The sequence below is a fragment of the Streptomyces angustmyceticus genome, assembly GCF_019933235.1.
Taxonomy (GTDB): Bacteria; Actinomycetota; Actinomycetes; order Streptomycetales; family Streptomycetaceae; genus Streptomyces; species Streptomyces angustmyceticus.
The window spans coordinates 5,950,540-5,968,711 of sequence record NZ_CP082945.1 but is presented as its reverse complement, the minus strand read 5'-3'; the positions used below and the strand labels follow the sequence as shown (position 1 = coordinate 5,968,711).

At 72.5% G+C, this 18,172-nt stretch carries 17 protein-coding genes and 1 riboswitch; of the genes, 7 read left to right on the top strand and 10 right to left on the bottom strand.

What is annotated here, in order from left to right:
* Positions 1-31: 31 nt before the first annotated feature.
* From metF to K7396_RS26645, 4 genes are all read right to left on the bottom strand, one after another.
* Positions 32-949: a methylenetetrahydrofolate reductase [NAD(P)H] gene (gene metF, locus K7396_RS26660; RefSeq protein ID WP_086720139.1), complete on the bottom strand. Its 918-nt coding sequence runs from the start codon at positions 947-949 to the stop codon at positions 32-34.
* 190 nt (positions 950-1,139) lie between these two features.
* Positions 1,140-1,790, bottom strand: a complete 651-nt coding sequence (thiE, locus tag K7396_RS26655) for a thiamine phosphate synthase (protein WP_086720137.1) — start codon at positions 1,788-1,790, stop codon at positions 1,140-1,142.
* A gap of 120 nt (positions 1,791-1,910) precedes the next feature.
* Positions 1,911-2,276 carry an Rv2175c family DNA-binding protein gene (locus tag K7396_RS26650; protein ID WP_042162000.1) on the bottom strand — a complete coding sequence of 122 codons (366 nt, stop codon included), beginning with the start codon at positions 2,274-2,276 and terminating at the stop codon, positions 1,911-1,913.
* A gap of 122 nt (positions 2,277-2,398) precedes the next feature.
* Positions 2,399-3,640 carry an NAD(P)/FAD-dependent oxidoreductase gene (locus tag K7396_RS26645; RefSeq protein WP_086720135.1) on the bottom strand — a complete coding sequence of 414 codons (1,242 nt, stop codon included), beginning with the start codon at positions 3,638-3,640 and terminating at the stop codon, positions 2,399-2,401.
* 156 nt (positions 3,641-3,796) lie between these two features.
* Positions 3,797-3,909, top strand: a riboswitch (TPP riboswitch).
* Between K7396_RS26645 and thiO the strand changes: the two genes are divergently transcribed.
* The 5 genes from thiO to K7396_RS26620 all read left to right on the top strand — a co-directional run bounded on the left by thiO (position 3,907) and on the right by K7396_RS26620 (position 9,736).
* On the top strand, positions 3,907-5,130 hold the full coding sequence (thiO, locus tag K7396_RS26640) for a glycine oxidase ThiO (protein WP_174887036.1): 1,224 nt from the start codon (positions 3,907-3,909) through the stop codon (positions 5,128-5,130). (Overlaps the previous riboswitch by 3 nt.)
* Positions 5,127-5,354 (top strand): sulfur carrier protein ThiS, encoded by a 228-nt coding sequence (gene thiS / locus K7396_RS26635; protein WP_152105236.1) that lies wholly within the window; start codon positions 5,127-5,129, stop codon positions 5,352-5,354. Before thiO ends, thiS begins: the two co-directional genes overlap by 4 nt.
* A 120-nt stretch (positions 5,355-5,474) precedes the next feature.
* Positions 5,475-6,215 (top strand): thiazole synthase, encoded by a 741-nt coding sequence (locus K7396_RS26630; RefSeq protein WP_233476849.1) that lies wholly within the window; start codon positions 5,475-5,477, stop codon positions 6,213-6,215.
* Between the two features lie 607 nt (positions 6,216-6,822).
* Complete coding sequence (gene pknB, locus K7396_RS26625; RefSeq protein ID WP_223660214.1) at positions 6,823-8,778, top strand: Stk1 family PASTA domain-containing Ser/Thr kinase; 1,956 nt, start codon at positions 6,823-6,825, stop codon at positions 8,776-8,778.
* Positions 8,779-8,842: 64 nt separating this feature from the next.
* On the top strand, positions 8,843-9,736 hold the full coding sequence (locus K7396_RS26620) for a deoxyribonuclease IV (RefSeq protein ID WP_086721169.1): 894 nt from the start codon (positions 8,843-8,845) through the stop codon (positions 9,734-9,736).
* Positions 9,737-9,759: 23 nt separating this feature from the next.
* On the opposite strand, the gene K7396_RS26615 is transcribed toward K7396_RS26620, so the two are convergent.
* A complete protein-coding gene (locus K7396_RS26615) occupies positions 9,760-10,392 on the bottom strand; it encodes a sulfite oxidase-like oxidoreductase (protein WP_086721170.1) in 633 nt (210 codons plus the stop codon).
* A gap of 146 nt (positions 10,393-10,538) precedes the next feature.
* Here K7396_RS26615 and bfr point away from each other — a divergent pair, with 146 nt between their 5' ends.
* On the top strand, positions 10,539-11,015 hold the full coding sequence (bfr, locus tag K7396_RS26610; RefSeq protein WP_086721171.1) for a bacterioferritin: 477 nt from the start codon (positions 10,539-10,541) through the stop codon (positions 11,013-11,015).
* Between the two features lie 64 nt (positions 11,016-11,079).
* Here bfr and K7396_RS26605 read toward each other — a convergent pair whose 3' ends face one another.
* Positions 11,080-11,334, bottom strand: a complete 255-nt coding sequence (locus K7396_RS26605; protein WP_086721172.1) for a (2Fe-2S)-binding protein — start codon at positions 11,332-11,334, stop codon at positions 11,080-11,082.
* 173 nt (positions 11,335-11,507) lie between these two features.
* Positions 11,508-12,857: a class II 3-deoxy-7-phosphoheptulonate synthase gene (locus K7396_RS26600; protein WP_086721173.1), complete on the bottom strand. Its 1,350-nt coding sequence runs from the start codon at positions 12,855-12,857 to the stop codon at positions 11,508-11,510.
* Between the two features lie 252 nt (positions 12,858-13,109).
* Here K7396_RS26600 and K7396_RS26595 point away from each other — a divergent pair, with 252 nt between their 5' ends.
* A complete protein-coding gene (locus tag K7396_RS26595; RefSeq protein ID WP_152105290.1) occupies positions 13,110-15,122 on the top strand; it encodes an anthranilate synthase family protein in 2,013 nt (670 codons plus the stop codon).
* Here the strand turns inward: K7396_RS26595 and K7396_RS26590 are convergent.
* From K7396_RS26590 to K7396_RS26580, 3 genes are all read right to left on the bottom strand, one after another.
* Complete coding sequence (locus K7396_RS26590) at positions 15,088-16,104, bottom strand: 2-hydroxyacid dehydrogenase (RefSeq protein ID WP_086716941.1); 1,017 nt, start codon at positions 16,102-16,104, stop codon at positions 15,088-15,090. The genes K7396_RS26595 and K7396_RS26590 overlap by 35 nt on opposite strands.
* A gap of 161 nt (positions 16,105-16,265) precedes the next feature.
* Positions 16,266-17,294, bottom strand: coding sequence for a 6-phosphofructokinase (locus tag K7396_RS26585; protein ID WP_086716942.1), 1,029 nt, complete (start codon positions 17,292-17,294; stop codon positions 16,266-16,268).
* Positions 17,295-17,515: 221 nt separating this feature from the next.
* Entirely contained in the window at positions 17,516-18,160 is a 645-nt protein-coding gene (locus tag K7396_RS26580; protein WP_373866983.1) for a response regulator, read from the bottom strand.
* Between the last annotated feature and the right edge of the window lie 12 nt (positions 18,161-18,172).

Genomic DNA, 18,172 nt, shown 5'->3' with positions numbered 1-18,172 from the left:
CCCCTCTTCCGCCGCTCGCCGGCAACCGTGATCAGGACTGCTGGTGCAGTCCCAGATTCTCGTAGATTTCCAGGGTCGCCGTGGAGTGGTTCAGGGTAATGAAGTGCAACCCGGGAACATCCTCGGCCATCAAGCGTGCGCACAGGTCCGTTGCGTACTCGATACCAATGGAGCGTACCGCCGCCGGGTCGTCCTTGACGGCGAGGATCCGCTCGGCCAGCTCGGGCGGGAAGGCCGCGTTGCTGAGCTGAGCGAACCGCTCGATCTGGCGCACGTTCGTCACCGGCATGATCTCCGGAATGATCGGCGTGGAGCAACCCGCGGCCGAAACCCGGTCCCGCAGCCGGAAGTAGTCCTCGGGGTAGAAGAACATCTGGGTGATGGCGAAGTCCGCACCGGCGCGGCACTTGTCGACGAAGTGCGCCACGTCCGTGTCCCAGTCCGTCGAGCGCGGATGCATCTCGGGGAAGGCGGCGACGCCGACGCAGAAGTCGCCGGACTCCTTGATGAGCCGGACCAGCTCGGCGGCGTAGCCGATGCCGTCGGGGTGCTTGACCCACTCGCCCATCGGGTCGCCGGGCGGGTCGCCGCGCAGCGCAAGCATGTTGCGGATCCCGGCGTCGGCGTACTGGCCGATGATGTGGCGCAGGTCGGCCGTGGAGTGGTTGACCGCGGTGAGATGGGCGACCGGGGTCAGGGTGGTGTCGGTGGCGATGCGCTCGGTGGCGCGGACCGTGCCGTCACGGGAGGTGCCGCCGGCGCCGTACGTCACGGAGACGAAGGTCGGCGCGACGGCCTCGATGCGGCGAATGGCGTTCCACAGGGTCCGCTCGCCCTTCTCCGTCTTGGGGGCGGCGAACTCGAACGAATACGACTGCTTACCGGAAGCAAGCAGGTCGCGCACCGTGCGGGCGCGATCAGTCCTGGTGGAAGCTGTACCTAGGGCCATACCGGCAGGTTAACCACCGGCAGGTCCCACACCAACCGCGTCCGGCGTAATGCCTGGTTGGTCGGCTCGGTGTCCACTGGGTGGACATGTTCCGGTCGCCCGGACGTCGGACGCCCGGTGTCCGGCACCGTGCGCAGTGATCCTCGTCACCCGTCCCCGCGGGCCGGACGGGCCGGCGCCGAAAGGGTCCTCACTCGTCCCAGGTGCGGAGGCGCTTGGCCAGGGAGGCGGCCGCGGCTCCCGGGTCGTCCGCCTCGGTGAGGGCGCGGACCACCACGATCCGGCGGGCGCCGGCCCGCAGCACCTCGTCGAGGTTCCCGGCGTCGATGCCGCCGATCGCGAACCAGGGGCGCTCGGAGGCGCGGGCCGCGGCATAGCGGACCAGGTCGAGGCCGGGCGCGTGGCGGCCCGGCTTGGTGGGGGTCGGCCAGCACGGGCCCGTGCAGAAGTAGTCCACGCCGGGTTCGGTGAGCGCGGCGTCCACCTCGGCCTCGGCGTGGGTGGAGCGGCCTATGAGGACGTCCGGGCCCAGCAGGGCGCGGGCGGCAGGAACCGGCAGGTCGCCCTGTCCCAGATGCAGCACGTCGCTGCCCGCCGCGTGGGCGACGTCCGCGCGGTCGTTGACCGCGAGCAGCTTGCCGTGCCGCCGGCAGGCGTCCGCGAAGACCTCCAGATGCCGGAGCTCCTCGCCGGCCTCCATGCCCTTGTCCCGCAGCTGGACGATGTCCACGCCCGAGGAGAGCACCGCGTCCAGGAACTGCGGGAGGTCGCCCTGCCGCCGGCGGGCGTCCGTGCAGAGGTAGAGCCGGGCGTCGGACAGGGCCGGGCGTGCGGTGGTCATCGGGCGGCTTCCCCCCAGGTTCGGGGGCGTACGGGCCGGGCCTTCCGGTCCGTACGCCCCGCGGATGCGGTCACGGGTGCTGCGACGGCCGCCGGCGGAGGGCGGGCCGCGCCGGAGGCGTCAGACGGCGAGCGCCTGGGCCCGCCGCTTCACCTCCGTGCCGCGATTCTCGCGCAGCGCCTGGGCGGGCGTGCCGGGCAGGGTCTCATCCGGGGTGAACAGCCACTCCAGCATCTCCTCGTCGGTGAAGCCGTCGTCCTTGAGGAGGGTGAGGGTGCCGACGAGGCCCTTGACCACCTTGTCGTCCTTGATGAAATCGGCGGGCACGTGCAGCGCCCGGTTCTCGCCGCGGCGCACCGCGATCAGCTGGCCCTCCTTGACCAGCTGCCGGACGCGCGTCACCTCGACGCCGAGCTGTTCGGCGATGTCGGGGAGGGTGAGCCAGGCGGGGACGAGTCCATCGATGTTTGCGTCAATCTCGGTCACGGCACAAGCCTGCCACCTCACACTGACAGCCGGTAGCCGGGCATCGCCATCAGGGGCTTTCCGGCACACCGGAGGGTGACGGCGGGCGCCCGGCCGACGACCACCGGTCACGGCGCGTCCGGCTACTGCGCCGCGGCCTTCAGCGGCACCGACGCGTTCGCGGCCCGCTCCCGGTCCAGGACCACGCCCCGCTCGATCAGCTTGCGGCCCTGGGCGAGGTCCCGCGGCCGCCCGACGGCCAGCAGCGCGACGAGCCGGCCCTCCCGCAGCCAGATCACCGACCAGGCGGCCCCGGCCGGGTCGCCGCGCCACACCAGCTCGTCGGCGTCCCCGTGATGCCCCACGTACTGCACGAACCGGCCGAACTGCTCCGACCAGAAGTACGGGACGGGATCGTAGGCCACCCCTTCCGCCTCGCCGCGGACGATGTTCTCGGCGACCGTGCGCGGGCCCTGGAGCGCGTTGTCCCAGTGGTGGACCAGCAGGCGGGCGCCGTAACGGGCGGAGGGGAAGGAGGCGCAGTCGCCGACGGCGTAGACGTCGGGCACGGAGGTGCGCAGCTGCTCGTCGGCCAGCACGGAGCCGTCCCGCGGCGAGACCTCGACGCCGGAGCCGGCCAGCCAGCCGGTCGCGGGGCGGGCGCCGATGCCGATGACCACCGCGTCGGCGGGCAGCACCGTGCCGTCGTCGAGGGTGACCGCGCCCGCGGTGACGGACGCGACCCGGGCGCCGGTGCGCAGCTCGGCGCCCGCGTCCGCGTACCAGCCGGTCATGTGGGCGGCGACCTCGGCGGGCAGCGCACCGGCCAGCGGGCGGTCGGCGGCCTCGACGACGGTGACCGCGCAGCCCGCCTCACGGGCCGCAGTCGCGAACTCGGCGCCGATCCAGCCGGCCCCGACGACCACGATCTCGTGCTGGGCGGCGAGCACCGGCCGCAGCCGCTCGGCGTCGTCCAGGGTGCGCAGCAGATGGACGCCGGGCATGCCCTCGCTGCCGGGCAGCACGATCGGGTCGGCGCCGGTCGCCAGGACCGCGTAGTCGTAGCGGACCGGGCCCTCGGCCGTCTCGATCACATGGTCCTGCGGCACCAGGCCGGTGACCGGGCGGCCGAGGTGGAGGGTGATGCCGAGCGCGGCGAAGTCGACGTCGAAGGCGGAGCCCTCGGCCTTGCCCAGCAGCACCGCCTTGGACAGCGGCGGGCGGTCGTAGGGCTGGTGGGGCTCGTCGCCCAGGAGCGTGATCGCGCCGGGCCAGCCCTGTTCTCGCAGGGCGACAGCGGTCTGCACACCCGCGATTCCCGCGCCGGCGATCACGACGTGCGGCGTGCGGTCAGGGGCCTGGGAGGACTTGCTCTGCTCGCTCACCCGATCACTCTAGGACGGGGTGTGACGCGGCTCGCAGCAGCGCGCAAGGAGATCTCTGACACAGCGTCACGGCCACGGCCACCCGGGACGCCGGCCCCCGGGAGCCCCGGGACGCTGCCTTACGGCGCCTCGCGGCCCCGTATTAGGGTGACGGATACACGCACTCGCGGGAGCCCGGACGCACCGGGCTGAGAGGGAGGCTGGCCGGCCTCCGACCGTACGAACCTGATCCGGGTCATGCCGGCGAAGGGAGGGGCTGGACACCCATGCAGACAGCTGTCACGCACCCGAACACCACCCCGCCGAGCCCCGATGTGCTCGTCATCGGCGGCGGGCTCATCGGCCTGGTCACCGCCTGGCGGGCGGCCGTGCGCGGACTGAGCGCCGCGGTCGCCGACCCCGCCCCCGGCGGCGGCGCGGCCCGGGTCGCGGCCGGGATGCTGGCCGCGGTCAGCGAGCTCCACTACGGCGAGCAGACCCTGCTCGGCCTCAACCTCGCCTCCGCGCGGCGCTACCCCGCCTTCGTCGACGAGCTGGAGGAGGCCACCGGCCAGACCGTCGGCCACCGGCGGTGCGGCACCCTGGCCGTCGCACTGGACGCCGACGACCGCGCCCACCTGCGCGACCTGCACGCCCTGCAGACCCGCTCGGGACTGGAGTCGCAGTGGCTCACCGGGCGCGAATGCCGGCGGCTGGAGCCGATGCTGGCCCCCGGGGTGCGCGGCGGCCTGCGGGTCGACGGCGACCACCAGGTCGATCCGCGCCGGCTGGCGAGCGCGCTGGCGACCGCCTGCGAGCGCTCCGGGGTGGCCTTCCACCGGAGCCGGGCGGTGCGGCTGACGGTCGACGGCGGCCGGGCCGCCGGCGCCGAACTCGCCGACGGCACCCGGGTCCCGGCCGGCCAGGTCGTGCTGGCCGCGGGCAGCTGGAGCGGCCGGCTCGACGGCGTGCCCGACGAGGTGCTGCCGCCGGTGCGCCCCGTCAAGGGCCAGGTCCTGCGGCTGCGCCTGCCCGAGATGCCCGCCGGCAGCCCCCCGTTCCTCTCCCGCACCGTACGGGCGGTCGTCCGCGGCGGCCCGCTCTACCTGGTCCCCCGGGAGAACGGCGAACTCGTCGTCGGCGCCACCAGCGAGGAGCTGGGCTGGGACACCACCGTGACCGCCGGCGGCGTCTACGAGCTGCTGCGCGACGCCCACGAGCTGGTCCCCGGCATCACCGAACTCCCGCTCGTCGAGACCTGCGCCGGACTGCGCCCCGGCTCCCCCGACAACGCCCCGATGCTCGGGCCGACCGCACTGCCCGGCCTCCACCTGGCCACCGGCCACTTCCGCAACGGAGTGCTGCTCACCCCCGTCACCGGTGACGCGATGGCCGAGGTACTCGCCACCGGCCTCCTCCCCGAAGAGGCCCGCCCCTTCTCCCCCGCGCGCTTCTCCCCCGCCGCCCCGGGCCCCGAGCGCACCCGTGCCCCCCAGGAGCAGCCCGTATGAACGCCGCCCCGTCCGCCCCTCCCGTCTCGGTGTCCGTCAACGGGCAGGCCCGCGAGGTCCCCGGCGGACTGACCCTCGACCGGCTCGTCGCCACCCTCTCCCAGGCACCCACCGGGGTGGCCGCGGCGGTCAACGACGTCGTGGTGCCCCGCGCCCAGTGGGCGGCCACCCCCCTCGGCGACGGCGACCGCGTCGAGGTCCTCACCGCGGTCCAGGGAGGCTGATCCGCCGCCATGCCCGACACCACCACGCTCAAGGACACCGCCCCCGCCCCCGACAGCGGCCCCGCCCCGGACCGCGACCCCCTCACCCTCGCCGGCACCACCTTCGGCTCCCGCCTGATCATGGGAACCGGCGGCGCGCCCAGCCTCGACGTCCTGGAGCGCGCCCTGCTCGCCTCCGGCACGGAGCTGACCACCGTCGCCATGCGGCGCCTGGACCCGACCGTGCAGGGCTCCGTGCTGTCCGTACTGGAACGGCACAAGATCAAGGTGCTGCCGAACACCGCGGGCTGCTTCACCGCCGGCGAAGCGGTGCTCACGGCCCGGCTCGCCCGCGAAGCGCTCGGCACCGACTGGGTCAAGCTGGAGGTCGTCGCCGACGAGCGCACCCTTCTGCCCGACCCCATCGAGCTGCTGGACGCCGCCGAGACCCTCGTCGACGACGGCTTCACGGTGCTGCCCTACACCAACGACGACCCCGTACTGGCCCGCAAGCTGGAGGACGTGGGCTGCGCCGCGATCATGCCCCTGGGCTCACCGATCGGCTCCGGCCTGGGCATCCGCAACCCCCACAACTTCCAGCTGATCACCGAACGGGCCGGCGTCCCCGTCATCCTCGACGCGGGCGCCGGAACCGCCTCGGACGTCTCCCAGGCCATGGAACTCGGCTGCGCCGCGGTCATGCTGGCCTCCGCCGTGACCCGCGCCCAGGAACCCGAACTCATGGCCTCGGCCATGCGGTACGCGGTCACGGCGGGCCGCCTGGCGTTTTGCGCGGGGCGCATCCCACGACGTCACTTCGCCCTGGCGTCATCCCCGACGCAGGGAATGCCGGAGTTCGACCCCGAGCGGCCAGCGTTCTAAGGGGCCTCCCACGTTTTTGTCTTTCCCGCCGTGGGTTCTTCTCGCCGTGTTTCGCCCGCTGGCGCGGTGCGCTCGCCGGGGCGCCTGCGGCGGGCGGGGTCCGCTGCGCGGGGCTGTGGGTGCGGTGACGGACCTCCGGGGCCTGGTGTGTGGACTGCTTCGCTTTACGTCCACACACCAGGCCCCTCCGGCCCGTCCCCTCCCGTGGGGAGAGTGAGTACAGGTGGGTGGGGGCGGGCGTCGATCACAGCCAACTCCCTGCGCCGCAGCCCTTTCCCTATGCCCACGGCCGTTTCCCCACGTCCACAACGCGCACCGGACCACCGAGGTCCACCCCCACCGACCGTCTTTCCCACCCACCCACGGGAGGGGACGGGCCGGAGCGGGTGGGGGTGTCCGGACGTAAAGCGAAGCAGTCCGGACACCCCCACCCGCGCAGGCCCGTCACCGCACCCCGACAGCCCCGCGCAGCGGACCCCGCCCGCCGCCAGGCGCCACGCCGAGCGCACCGCGCCAGCGGGCGAAACACGGCGAGCAACAACCACGGCGGGAAAGCCAAAAACGTGGGCCAAAAGCCAAGCGCAGCGGAACGTTAGACTCGTCTCCCGTGGATACCACCCTTCAGGACCCGCTCGTGGGCCAGCTGCTCGACGGCCGCTACCGTGTCCAGGCGCGCATCGCCGCAGGCGGCATGGCCACGGTCTATCAGGCCGTGGACACCCGGCTCGACCGGGTGCTCGCGCTGAAGGTGATGCACCCGGGGCTCGCCACGGACGAGGCGTTCGTGGAGCGCTTCATCCGGGAGGCGAAGTCGGTGGCGCGGCTGTCGCATCCGAATGTGGTGGGCGTCTTCGACCAGGGCACGGACGGTACGTACGTGTATCTGGCCATGGAGTACGTCGCCGGCTGCACGCTGCGCGACGTGCTGCGCGAGCGGGGCGCCCTGCAGCCGCGGGCGGCGCTGGACGTCCTGGAGCCGATCCTGGCCGCTCTGGGGGCCGCGCACCGCGCGGGGCTGGTGCACCGCGACATGAAGCCGGAGAACGTCCTGATCGGCGACGACGGCCGGGTGAAGGTCGCCGACTTCGGTCTGGTGCGCGCGGTGGACACCAACACCACCGCCTCGACGGGCTCCGTGCTGGGCACCGTCTCCTACCTCGCCCCGGAGCAGCTGGAGCACGGCACCGCGGACGCCCGGGTCGATGTGTACGCCTGCGGTGTGGTGCTCTACGAGATGCTGACCGGCGGCAAGCCGCACACCGGTGGCACCGTGGCACAGATCCTCTACCAGCATCTCCACGAGGACGTGCTGCCGCCGTCGGGCCTGGTGCCCGGCCTCGCGCCGCAGCTGGACGAGCTGGTCGCGCTGGCCTGTGCCCGCGATCCGCAGCTGCGTCCGCAGGACGCGGTGGCGCTGCTCTTCCGGGCGCAGGAGGCCCGTGCGCAGCTGTCCGACGCCCAGCTGGACATCGTGCCGCCGGAGGCGAGGACGGTGGCCGCGGGCGACGGTTCGGAGCCGACAGACGTGATACCGCGCACCGCGGGCGGGCAGCTGCCGGGCGACACCGGGGCGGAGCTGAACCGCACCAGCCGTCTGGAGGTGCCGCAGGAGTCCGAGCGGACCACCCGGCTGCGTCCGGTGCCCGCCGAGGAGGCGCCGCCCCGGGGCGGGCTGCTCCGGCGGCGGCTCGTCACGGTCGTCGCGGCGGTCCTGCTGGTCCTCGGGGTCGGCACGGGCGTCTGGTACGTCACCTCCGGTCAGTTCACGACCGTCCCCGCGGTGCTGGACATGCCGCAGGCCAAGGCCGAGAAGACCCTGCGGGACGAGGGTCTGGGGGTGAAGGTGGTGCGCGGCTTCAGCTCGAACGTGGAGCGCGGCCACATCATGAAGACCGACCCGGCGAACGGCAAGCGGATCCGCGGCACGGGCACGGTCACCCTCACCGTCTCGCGCGGTCCGGACATCGTCTCCGTGCCCGACCTGTCGGGCACGCCGTTCGCGGACGCCAAGCGCAAGCTGCGCGACCGGGGGCTGATCCCGGGCACCGTGAACCGGGAGTTCAGCGACGAGGTCGCCAAGGGCTCGGTGATCCGTACGGACCCGGCCGGCGGCACCAAGCGGCGGCCGGACACCGCGGTGGGGCTGACGGTCAGCCGTGGCAGCGCCGTCGATGTGCCGGGCGTCCTCGGCAGCGACCGGGCGGACGCGGCGAACACACTGCGGGAGGCCGGCTTCCAGGTGCGGTTCGCCGACGAGCCGGTCTACTCCACCCAGGACAAGGGCACCGTCGCCCGGCAGAACCCGGCCGAGGGCCAGACGCGCGGCAAGGGCGACACGATCACCCTCACGCTGTCCAAGGGCCCGGAGATGATCGCCGTCCCGAACGTCACCGGCAAGAACGTCGACGACGCCAAGAGGCAGCTGACGGACCTGGGCTTCCAGGTCGAGGTGAAGAAGCCGTTCTTCTTCCCGAAGGACACGGTCGACACTCAGTCCGTCGAGCCCGGCAAGAAGGCGCCGAAGGGCGGCAGGATCACCATCGAGCTCGACGGCGGGCTGTAGGCCGCGCCACCGGTGCCCCGCGGCCGCCGTCCGGCGGGCGCGGGGCACCTGGCACCCTGGGAGGGTGAGTACCTCCCCCGAGGGCGCCGAGCGGCGCGCCCGTGCACGCAACCCGGTCGGCGGCCATGTCCCGGTGGCCGGCGGCCTGGCGAAGACCGGCCTTCCCTACGCCCGCGAGATGGGCGACGAGGTCGTCCAGGTCTTCGTGGCCAACCCGCGCGGCTGGGCCACGCTGCCCGGCAGCCCCGAGCAGGACGAGGCGTTCCGGGCGGCCTGCGCCGAGGAGGGGATCCCGGCGTACGTCCATGCGCCGTATCTGATCAACTTCGGTTCGCACACCGGGGCGACCGTCGACAAGTCGGTGGCGTCGCTGCGCCACTCGCTGCGCCGCGGCCGGGAGATCGGCGCACTGGGCGTGGTCGTGCACACCGGTTCGGCGACCGGCGGGCGGCCGCGCGAGACGGCGATGGCGCAGGTCAGGGAGCGGATGCTGCCGTTGCTCGACGAGCTGACGCACGCGGACGACCCCTGGCTGCTGCTGGAGCCGACGGCCGGGCAGGGGGCGTCGCTGTGTGCGCTGGCGGAGGATCTCGGCCCGTACTTCGAGGCGCTGGACCGGCACCCCAGGGTGGGGATCTGCCTCGACACCTGTCACGCGTTCGCGGCCGGGCACGACATGGCGGCGCCGGGCGGCATGAAGGCGCTGCTGGACGAGCTGGTGGAGGTGGCCGGCGAGGGGCGGCTGAAGCTGATCCACGCCAATGACTCCAAGGATGTCGTGGGCGCCCACAAGGACAGGCACGAGAACATCGGCGCGGGGCACCTCGGTGCGGAGCCGTTCGGTGAGCTGTTCCGCCACCCGGCGACGGAGGGGGTGCCGCTGGTGGTCGAGACCCCCGGCGGCAAGGAGGGGCACGCGGCGGACGTGGCCCGGCTCAAGGAGCTGCGCGGGCACTGAGCCCCGCCCCGCGGATGCCGGGATCAGAGCTCGGGGCCGTCCCCGGGCTCTTCCTGGTACGAGTAGCGCTGCTCCTGCCAGGGGTCGCCCAGGTTGTGGTAGCCGCGCTCCTCCCAGAAGCCGCGGCGGTCGGCCCGCATGTATTCGATGCCGCGGACCCACTTGGGGCCCTTCCAGGCGTACAGGTGCGGAACGATCAGGCGCACCGGGAAGCCGTGCTCCGCGGTGAGCAGCTCACCCGAGCGGTGGGTGGCGAAGAGGCAGTTGTCGGCGGCGAAATCCTCGATGCGCACATTCGAGCTGAAGCCGTACTCGGCCCACACCATGACGTGGGTGACATCGGGAGCCGGCGGCGCGAGTTCCAGGATCGTCCGGGTGCGCACCCCGCCCCATTCGGCTCCCAGCATGCTGAATTTCGTCACGCAGTGCATATCGGCAACGACCGTGGTGTACGGCAGTGCCGTGAATTCCTCGTGCGACCAGCAGTGTTTCTCGCCGTCGGCGGTGGCGCCGAATGCCCGGAACTCCCAGCGTTCGGCGCGGAACTTCGGCACCGGGCCGTAATGCGTCACCGGCCAGCCCCGCTGCAACCGTTGTCCCGGAGGCAGCTGAGGAGGCTCCTCTTCGCGGCTTTCCGGCTGACCCATGCCCTCCATGGTGTCAGACCGGAGGGGGTGCCGATGACCAGGGAGAGCGGGATTCGGGCAACTCGCACTAAGCATGCACTTACTGGACGGCCCGCTCCGGGCGGTGCGAGGATGCGGCACCTGCCCAGTTTCTCGCGTGGAAGGAGCCCGCAGCCATGCAGGGCGACCCCGAGGTCATTGAATTCCTCAATGAGCAGCTGACCGCCGAGCTCACCGCGATCAATCAGTACTTCCTGCACGCCAAGATGCAGGAGAACTTCGGCTGGACGAAGCTCGCGAAGTACACCCGCTCAGAGTCCTTCGACGAGATGAAGCACGCAGAGATCCTGACGGACCGGATTCTCTTCCTCGAGGCTCTGCCGAATTACCAGCGGCTGTTCCACGTACGGGTGGGGCAGACCGTCACGGAGATGTTCCAGGCCGACCGGCAGATCGAGATCGAGGCCATCGACCGGCTCAAGCGGGGCGTCGAGCTGATGCGCAACAAGGGCGACATCACCTCGGCGAACATCTTCGAGGACATCCTCGCGGACGAGGAGCACCACATCGACTATCTCGACACCCAGCTGGAGCTGGTGGAGAAGCTCGGTGAGGCGCTCTACATCGCCCAGGTCATCGAGCAGCCGAGCTGAGCGGGCGGCCGGATGCCCGTCCTTCGGCGCAGCGGCCGCGGGAGATCCCCGTCGGCCCTCCGGGCTACGCGGCCTCCGAGAGCGCCGCGGGCCCCACGGCGTCCGCCTCCGCGCCCAGCGGCTCGGGCGCGCCGGTGTCGATGAGCTCCCGGCGGGGGCAGGCACCCCGGCCGAGCAGGGACTGGATGCGCTTGACGCAGCCACCGCAGTCGGTGCCGGCCTTGCAGGCGGAGGCGATCTGCCGGGGCGTGCAGGCGCCCGTGTCCGCGTGCTCACGGACCTGCTGCTCGGTGATCCCGAAGCAGGAGCAGACGTACACGCGGCTTCACCTTCCGTGGAGTCGCCTCACCCGTCCGGCTGATCTTGAGTGAGGTTACCCTTACCTTACCTGCCACGGCGGGGACTGCACAACGACAGTGGGGCGCGGATCCTGTGATCCGCGCCCCACTGTCGTTGTTCCCTGCCGTCAGCGCAGGTCAGCGTCCGTCCGGCTCACTGGTCGCGGTACATCTCCGCCACCAGGAAGGCCAGGTCGAGCGACTGGCTGCGGTTGAGCCGCGGGTCGCAGGCGGTCTCGTAGCGCTGGTGGAGGTCGTCGACGAAGATCTCGTCGCCGCCGCCCACGCACTCGGTGACGTCGTCACCGGTCAGCTCGACGTGGATGCCGCCCGGGTGGGTGCCGAGGCTCTTGTGGACCTCGAAGAAGCCCTTGACCTCGTCCAGCACGTCGTCGAAGCGCCGGGTCTTGTGACCGGAGGCCGCCTCGAAGGTGTTGCCGTGCATCGGGTCGCAGATCCAGGCGACCTGCGCGCCGGAGGCGGTGACCTTCTCGACCAGCTCGGGGAGCTTGTCGCGGACCTTGTCCGCTCCCATGCGGGTGATGAAGGTCAGCCGGCCCGGCTCCCGCTCCGGGTCGAGGCGCTCGATGAGCGTCAGCGCGTCCTCGGGCGTCGTCGTCGGGCCGAGCTTGACGCCGAGGGGGTTGCGGATGCGCGAGGCGAACTCGATGTGCGCGCCGTCGAGCTGACGGGTGCGCTCGCCGATCCAGACCATGTGGCCGGAGACGTCGTAGAGGTTGCCGGTGCGCGAGTCGGTGCGGGTCAGCGACGACTCGTAGTCCAGGATCAGGGCCTCGTGCGAGGAGAAGAACTCCACCGTCTTGAACTCCTCCGGGTCCACCCCGCAGGCGTTCATGAAGTTCATCGCGCGGTCGATCTCGCGGGCCAGCGCCTCGTAGCGCTGTCCGGAGGGCGAGGACTTCACGAAGTCCTGGTTCCAGGCGTGCACCTGCCGCAGGTCGGCGTAGCCGCCCGTGGTGAAGGCGCGCACGAGGTTGAGGGTCGCCGCGGAGGCGTGGTACATCCGCTTGAGCCGCTCGGGGTCCGGGATCCGGGCCGCCTCGGTGAACTCGAAGCCGTTGACGGAGTCGCCGCGGTAGGTCGGCAGCGTCACCCCGTCGCGGGTCTCGGTGGGCTTGGAGCGCGGCTTGCTGTACTGGCCGGCGATCCGGCCGACCTTCACCACCGGGACGGACCCGGCGTAGGTCAGGACGGCGCCCATCTGGAGGAGCGTCTTGAGCTTGTTGCGGATGTGCTCGGCGGATACGCCGTCGAAGGCCTCCGCGCAGTCGCCGCCCTGAAGCAGGAACGCCTCACCACGGGCGACCGCTCCCAGGCGCTCGCGCAGCTGGTCGCACTCGCCCGCGAAGACGAGCGGCGGATAGGACTCGAGCTCCGCGATCACATCGCGCAGAGCCTTTTGGTCCGGCCAGTCAGGCTGCTGCGCCGCGGGCAGGTCTCGCCAGGTGTGTCCACCGGCGTGGGTTTCAGCGTTCACGGTCACAAGTCCCACATTACGGGGTCCCGCGAGGGTGTCCGTCCGGGCATCCGGACTGTGAGACGCACGGCACCCGGACGGTCCGGTAGGGTGCCCCCCATGTGCACGCGACCGGCCATGAACATGAACTGGTGGTGGACCGCTCATCCGGCGGCCCACTGATTCGCGCGCACCCACACACTTCGCGAAGGCCGCCCGAGGGGCGGCCTTCAGCCTTGTGCGGCGGCCGTTCCTCCTCTCCTGGAAGGAACCCCCGTCATGCACCGCGAGCCCCCCGCCGCCCCGGACGCCGCCGCACTCGTCCGGCGGCTGCTCGACCCCGCCTGCCCGCCGTTCGCCCTGCTCCACCGCCGTACGCCCGGACGGGAGGCGGCCTCCCCCACCGTCGAGATACTGATCGGCGAGGTCGAGGAGGTCGGGCGGCTGGCGGACATCCCGCTGGGCGAGGGGGTGCCGGACGCGCCGGTGACCGACGCGCTCGCGCTGATCCCGTTCCGGCAGATCCGCGAGCGCGGCTTCCGGGCCCACGACGACGGCACGCCGCTGGCCGTGCTGCGCCCCCGCGAGAGCGCCGAGCTGCCGCTCGACGACATGCTGGCGGCGCTGCCCGCGCAGGAGGTGCGGGTGCGGGACGGGGCGTTCGACGTGGACGACGACGCCTACGCGGAGATCGTCGGGCGGGTGGTGCGGGACGAGATCGGCACCGGTGAGGGCGCCAACTTCGTCATCCGCAGGACGTTCGAGGGCACGGTCGAGGACTTCTCGGCGGCCGGCGCGCTGGCGCTGTTCCGGCGGCTGCTGGCCGGTGAGCGCGGCGCGTACTGGACGTATGTGGTGCACCGCCCCGGGGTGCGCACCCTGGTCGGCGCCAGCCCCGAGGTGCACGTGCGGATGACCGGGGGCAGGGGCGGCCCCGGTGAGCCCGGGGACGGCGGGCGGGCGGCCGGGACGGTCGTGATGAACCCGATCAGCGGCACCTACCGCTACCCGGAGGGCGGCCCCACCGCCGAGAGCCTGCTGGCGTTCCTCGCCGACCGCAAGGAGGCCGAGGAACTGTCGATGGTGGTGGACGAGGAACTGAAGATGATGTGCACCGTCGGCGACCGGGGCGGGGTGGTGATCGGGCCCCGGCTCAAGGAGATGGCGCACCTCGCGCACACCGAGTACGAGCTGCGCGGCCGCTCCACCCTCGATGTGCGCGAGGTGCTCAAGGAGACGATGTTCGCGGCGACGGTGACCGGGTCGCCGGTGCAGAACGCCTGCCGGGTGATCGAGCGGTACGAGCCGGTGGACGGCGACGGGCGGGGCCGCGGCTACTACGCGGGGGCGCTGGCGCTCCTCGGGCGGGACGCGGGCGGCGCGCAGACGCTGGACTCGCCGATCCTGATCCGTACCGCCGACATCTCCGCCGACGGCCGGCTGCGGGTGCCGGTCGGCGCCACCCTCGTCCGCGCCTCCGACCCGCGCGGCGAGGTCGCCGAGACGCACGCCAAGGCCGCGGGGGTGCTGAGCGCGCTGGGGGTGCGGCCGGCGCCCGCGCGCGGGCCGGCCGGGGGCCGCGGGCAGCGGCTGGCCGACGACCCCCGGGTGCGGTCCGCGCTGGACGCCCGCCGCGACGGCCTCGCGCCCTTCTGGCTGCGGCTGCAGACGACCGCGCCGATCGCCGAGCTGAGCGGGCACGCGCTGGTGATCGACGCGGAGGACACCTTCACCGCGATGCTGGCGCATCTGCTGCGCACCTCCGGGCTGGACGTCACCGTGCGCCGCTTCGACGAGCCGGGGCTGCGCGAGGCGGCCCTCGCGCACCCGGGTCCGGTCGTGCTGGGCCCGGGGCCGGGCGACCCGTCGGACGCCACCGATCCCAAGATGCGTTTCCTGCGGTCGCTGACCGCCGAGCTGCTCGCCGGGCACCGCTCCGGGTGTCCCGAGGGCCTGCTCGGGGTCTGCCTCGGGCACGAACTCATCGCCGCCGAGCTGGGGTTGGAGATCGTCCGCAAGGACGTGCCCTACCAGGGCGCGCAGGAGCGGATCGACTTCTTCGGGCGTCCGGAGACGGTCGGCTTCTACAACACCTTCACGGCCCGCTGCGACGACCGCACCCGGACGGAACTCGCCATGCACCGCGTGGAGTTGAGCCGGGACGCGGACACCGGGGAGGTGCACGCGCTGCGCGGTCCGGGCTTCGCCGGTGTGCAGTTCCACCCGGAGTCGGTGCTGACCTTGGACGGCGCCTCGGTCACCGCGCAGTTGCTGGCAGCTGTCCTCGTGTGACCAGCATGTTCTCGTTGGTGCGGTGGGCCAGGTGGTCCTCGACGTTGGCCACGGTGGCCTCGACGATCTGGCCGACCGCGTCCGCGGTGAAGTACGCCTGGTGCGAGGTGACCAGCACGTTCCCGAAGGTCATCAGGCGGGCGAGGGTGTCGTCGTCGACGATGTCCAGGGACTTGTCGACGAAGAAGAACTTCGCCTCCTCCTCGTAGACGTCCAGGCCGACCCCGGTGAGCCGGCCGGCCTTGAGCGTCTCGACGAGGGCCGCGGTGTCGACGAGCCCGCCGCGGCTGGAGTTGACCAGGACCGCGTCGTCCTTCATCGCGGCCAGCGCGGCGGCGTCGACGACCCGCCGGGTCCCGTCCACCAGCGGGAGGTGCAGGGAGATCAGGTCGGCCTCGGCGAACAGCCGCTCGCGGGGGACGTACGTCATGCCCAGCGCGGTGCAGCGCGGGTTCTCCACGAGGTCCCAGCCCAGCAGGTTCATCCCGAAGCCGTGGGCGATCCGGGTGAACGCCTCGCCGATCCTGCCGGTGCCGAGCACCCCCGCCGTCCGCCCGTACAGATCCCGGCCCATCAGGCCGTCCAGCCGGAAGTCGAAGTCGCGGGTGCGGTGGGTGGCCCGGACCAGCCGCCGGTTGACGGCCAGCGCGAGGGCCCAGGCGAACTCGGCGACCGCGTGCGGGGAGTAGCAGGAGACCCGGCCGACGCTCAGGCCGAGGTCGGCCGCGGCCCGCAGATCGATGTTGTTGAAGCCGGTGGAGCGCTGGGCGATCAGCTTGGTGCCGCCGGCCGCGAGGGTCTGCAGGACCTCCGCGCCCAGATCGGCGTTGACGCTGGAGCTGACGATCTCGTAGCCGTGCGCGATGGGCGCGGTGTCGCGGTCGAGGAAGACATCGAGACTGCGGACCTGGTGCCGGCCGGCGAAGGCCCGGTCCAGGAACGGCCGCTCATCGGCCTGCACCCCGAAGGCGACGATCTCCACGAGCTCTCCCGGTTCTCCCCCCGGGTGGCGCGCCGCCGCCCGGGGGCGAGGGGCCGGATGTATCGCGTAGGGCGAATATACGGCGCCTCGCCCGGGGGTGCCGCCCGGAGCGCCGGACGAGCGGACGGCGGTCTCGGGGGCGGGGGGGGACGGCGGCCGGCTCAGCCGAAGAACACGCCGGCCTCGGCGTAGAGCGCCGGATCGACGGTCTTGAGCTTGGCGGTGGCCTCCGCGATCGGCACCCGGACGATGTCCGTGCCGCGCAGCGCGACCATCTTCCCGAAATCGCCGTCGCGCACCGCGTCGATGGCGTGCAGCCCGAAGCGGGTGGCCAGCCAGCGGTCGAAGGCGCTGGGCGTGCCGCCGCGCTGGGTGTGCCCGAGGACCGTGGTGCGCGCCTCCTTGCCGGTGCGCGCCTCGATCTCCTTGGCCAGCCACTCCCCCACCCCGGACAGCCGGACGTGCCCGAAGGAGTCGGTGGAGTCGTCCTTGAGGACCATCTGCCCGTCCTTGGGCATGGCGCCCTCGGCGACGACCACGATCGGGGCGTAGCGGACCTTGAAGCGGGACTCGATCCACCGGCAGACCTGCTCGATGTCGAAGCGCTGCTCCGGGATGAGGATGACGTTCGCCCCGCCGGCGAGGCCGGAGTGCAGCGCGATCCAGCCGGCGTGCCGGCCCATCACCTCGACGACGAGCACCCGCATGTGGGACTCGGCGGTGGTGTGCAGCCGGTCGATGGCCTCGGTGGCGACGCCGACGGCGGTGTCGAAGCCGAAGGTGTAGTCGGTGGCCGACAGGTCGTTGTCGATGGTCTTGGGGACGCCGACGCAGGGGACGGCGTGTTCGCCGGAGAGCCGGGCGGCGACGCCGAGGGTGTCCTCGCCGCCGATCGCGATCAGCGCCTCGACCTCCTCCTTGGCGAGCGTCTCCTTGATCCGGCGGACGCCGTCGCGTTCCTTGAACGGGTTGGTCCGCGAGGAGCCGAGGACGGTGCCGCCGCGGGGCAGGATGCCGCGCACCGCCGGGATGTCCAACGTGACCGTGTCGCCCTCCAGCGGCCCGCGCCAGCCGTCCCGGAAGCCGACGAACTCGTACCCGTACTCCTGGGTGCCCTTGCGGACGATGCCCCTGATCACTGCGTTCAGACCGGGGCAGTCGCCGCCGCCGGTCAGTACTCCGACCCGCATCGCTGCTTCACCTACATCCCGTCAGTGGCCGCGCACGGCCGTGTGTGAGCCGACCCCGGTCACGCTAATGGTGATCTGGGTCACTCCGGGATGGGGCAGACGGTGAGGTCCGTGATTTACCGGGGAGTTGGCAGGGGGTGTTCACCCGTACGAGCGGCTCCTTTCGGGGAGCGGCCGGGGCGGCAGGCGACCGCGCCGGTCACACCCCCGGGCCGGGCCCGTCATGCCTCGTCGAGGCCGCGCTCTATCGCGTACCGCACCAGCTCGACGCGGTTGTGCAACTGCAGCTTGCCGAGGGTGTTCTGGACGTGGTTCTGCACCGTGCGGTGCGAGATGACCAGCCGTTCGGCGATCTGCTTGTACGAGAGGCCCTTGGCCACCAGGCGCAGCACCTCGGTCTCCCGGTCCGTCAGCTGCGGCGCGCCCGCCTCGTCCGGCGTCGCGGGGGCCGGCTCGGTCGCCAGCCTGCGGTACTCGCCGAGCACCAGACCGGCCAGGCCCGGGGTGAACACCGCGTCGCCCGCGGCCGTGCGCCGCACCGCGTCGAGGAGTTCCTCGGTGCTCGCCGACTTCAGCAGATAGCCGGTCGCCCCGGACTTGACCGCCTCCAGGACGTCGGCGTGCTCACCGCTCGCGGACAGCACCAGCACCCGCAGCGCCGGATTGGCGCCGACCAGTTCCTGGCACACCCGCACGCCGGGCATCCCGGGCAGGTTGAGGTCCAGGACCAGCACCTCGGGCCCGGCGGCCTGCGCCCTGCGCACCGCCTGGAGTCCGTCGCCGGCGGTGGCGACCACCTCGCAGCCGGCCGCCGCCAGGTCCCGGGCGACCGCGTCCCGCCACATGGGGTGGTCGTCGACCACCATGACCTTCAGACC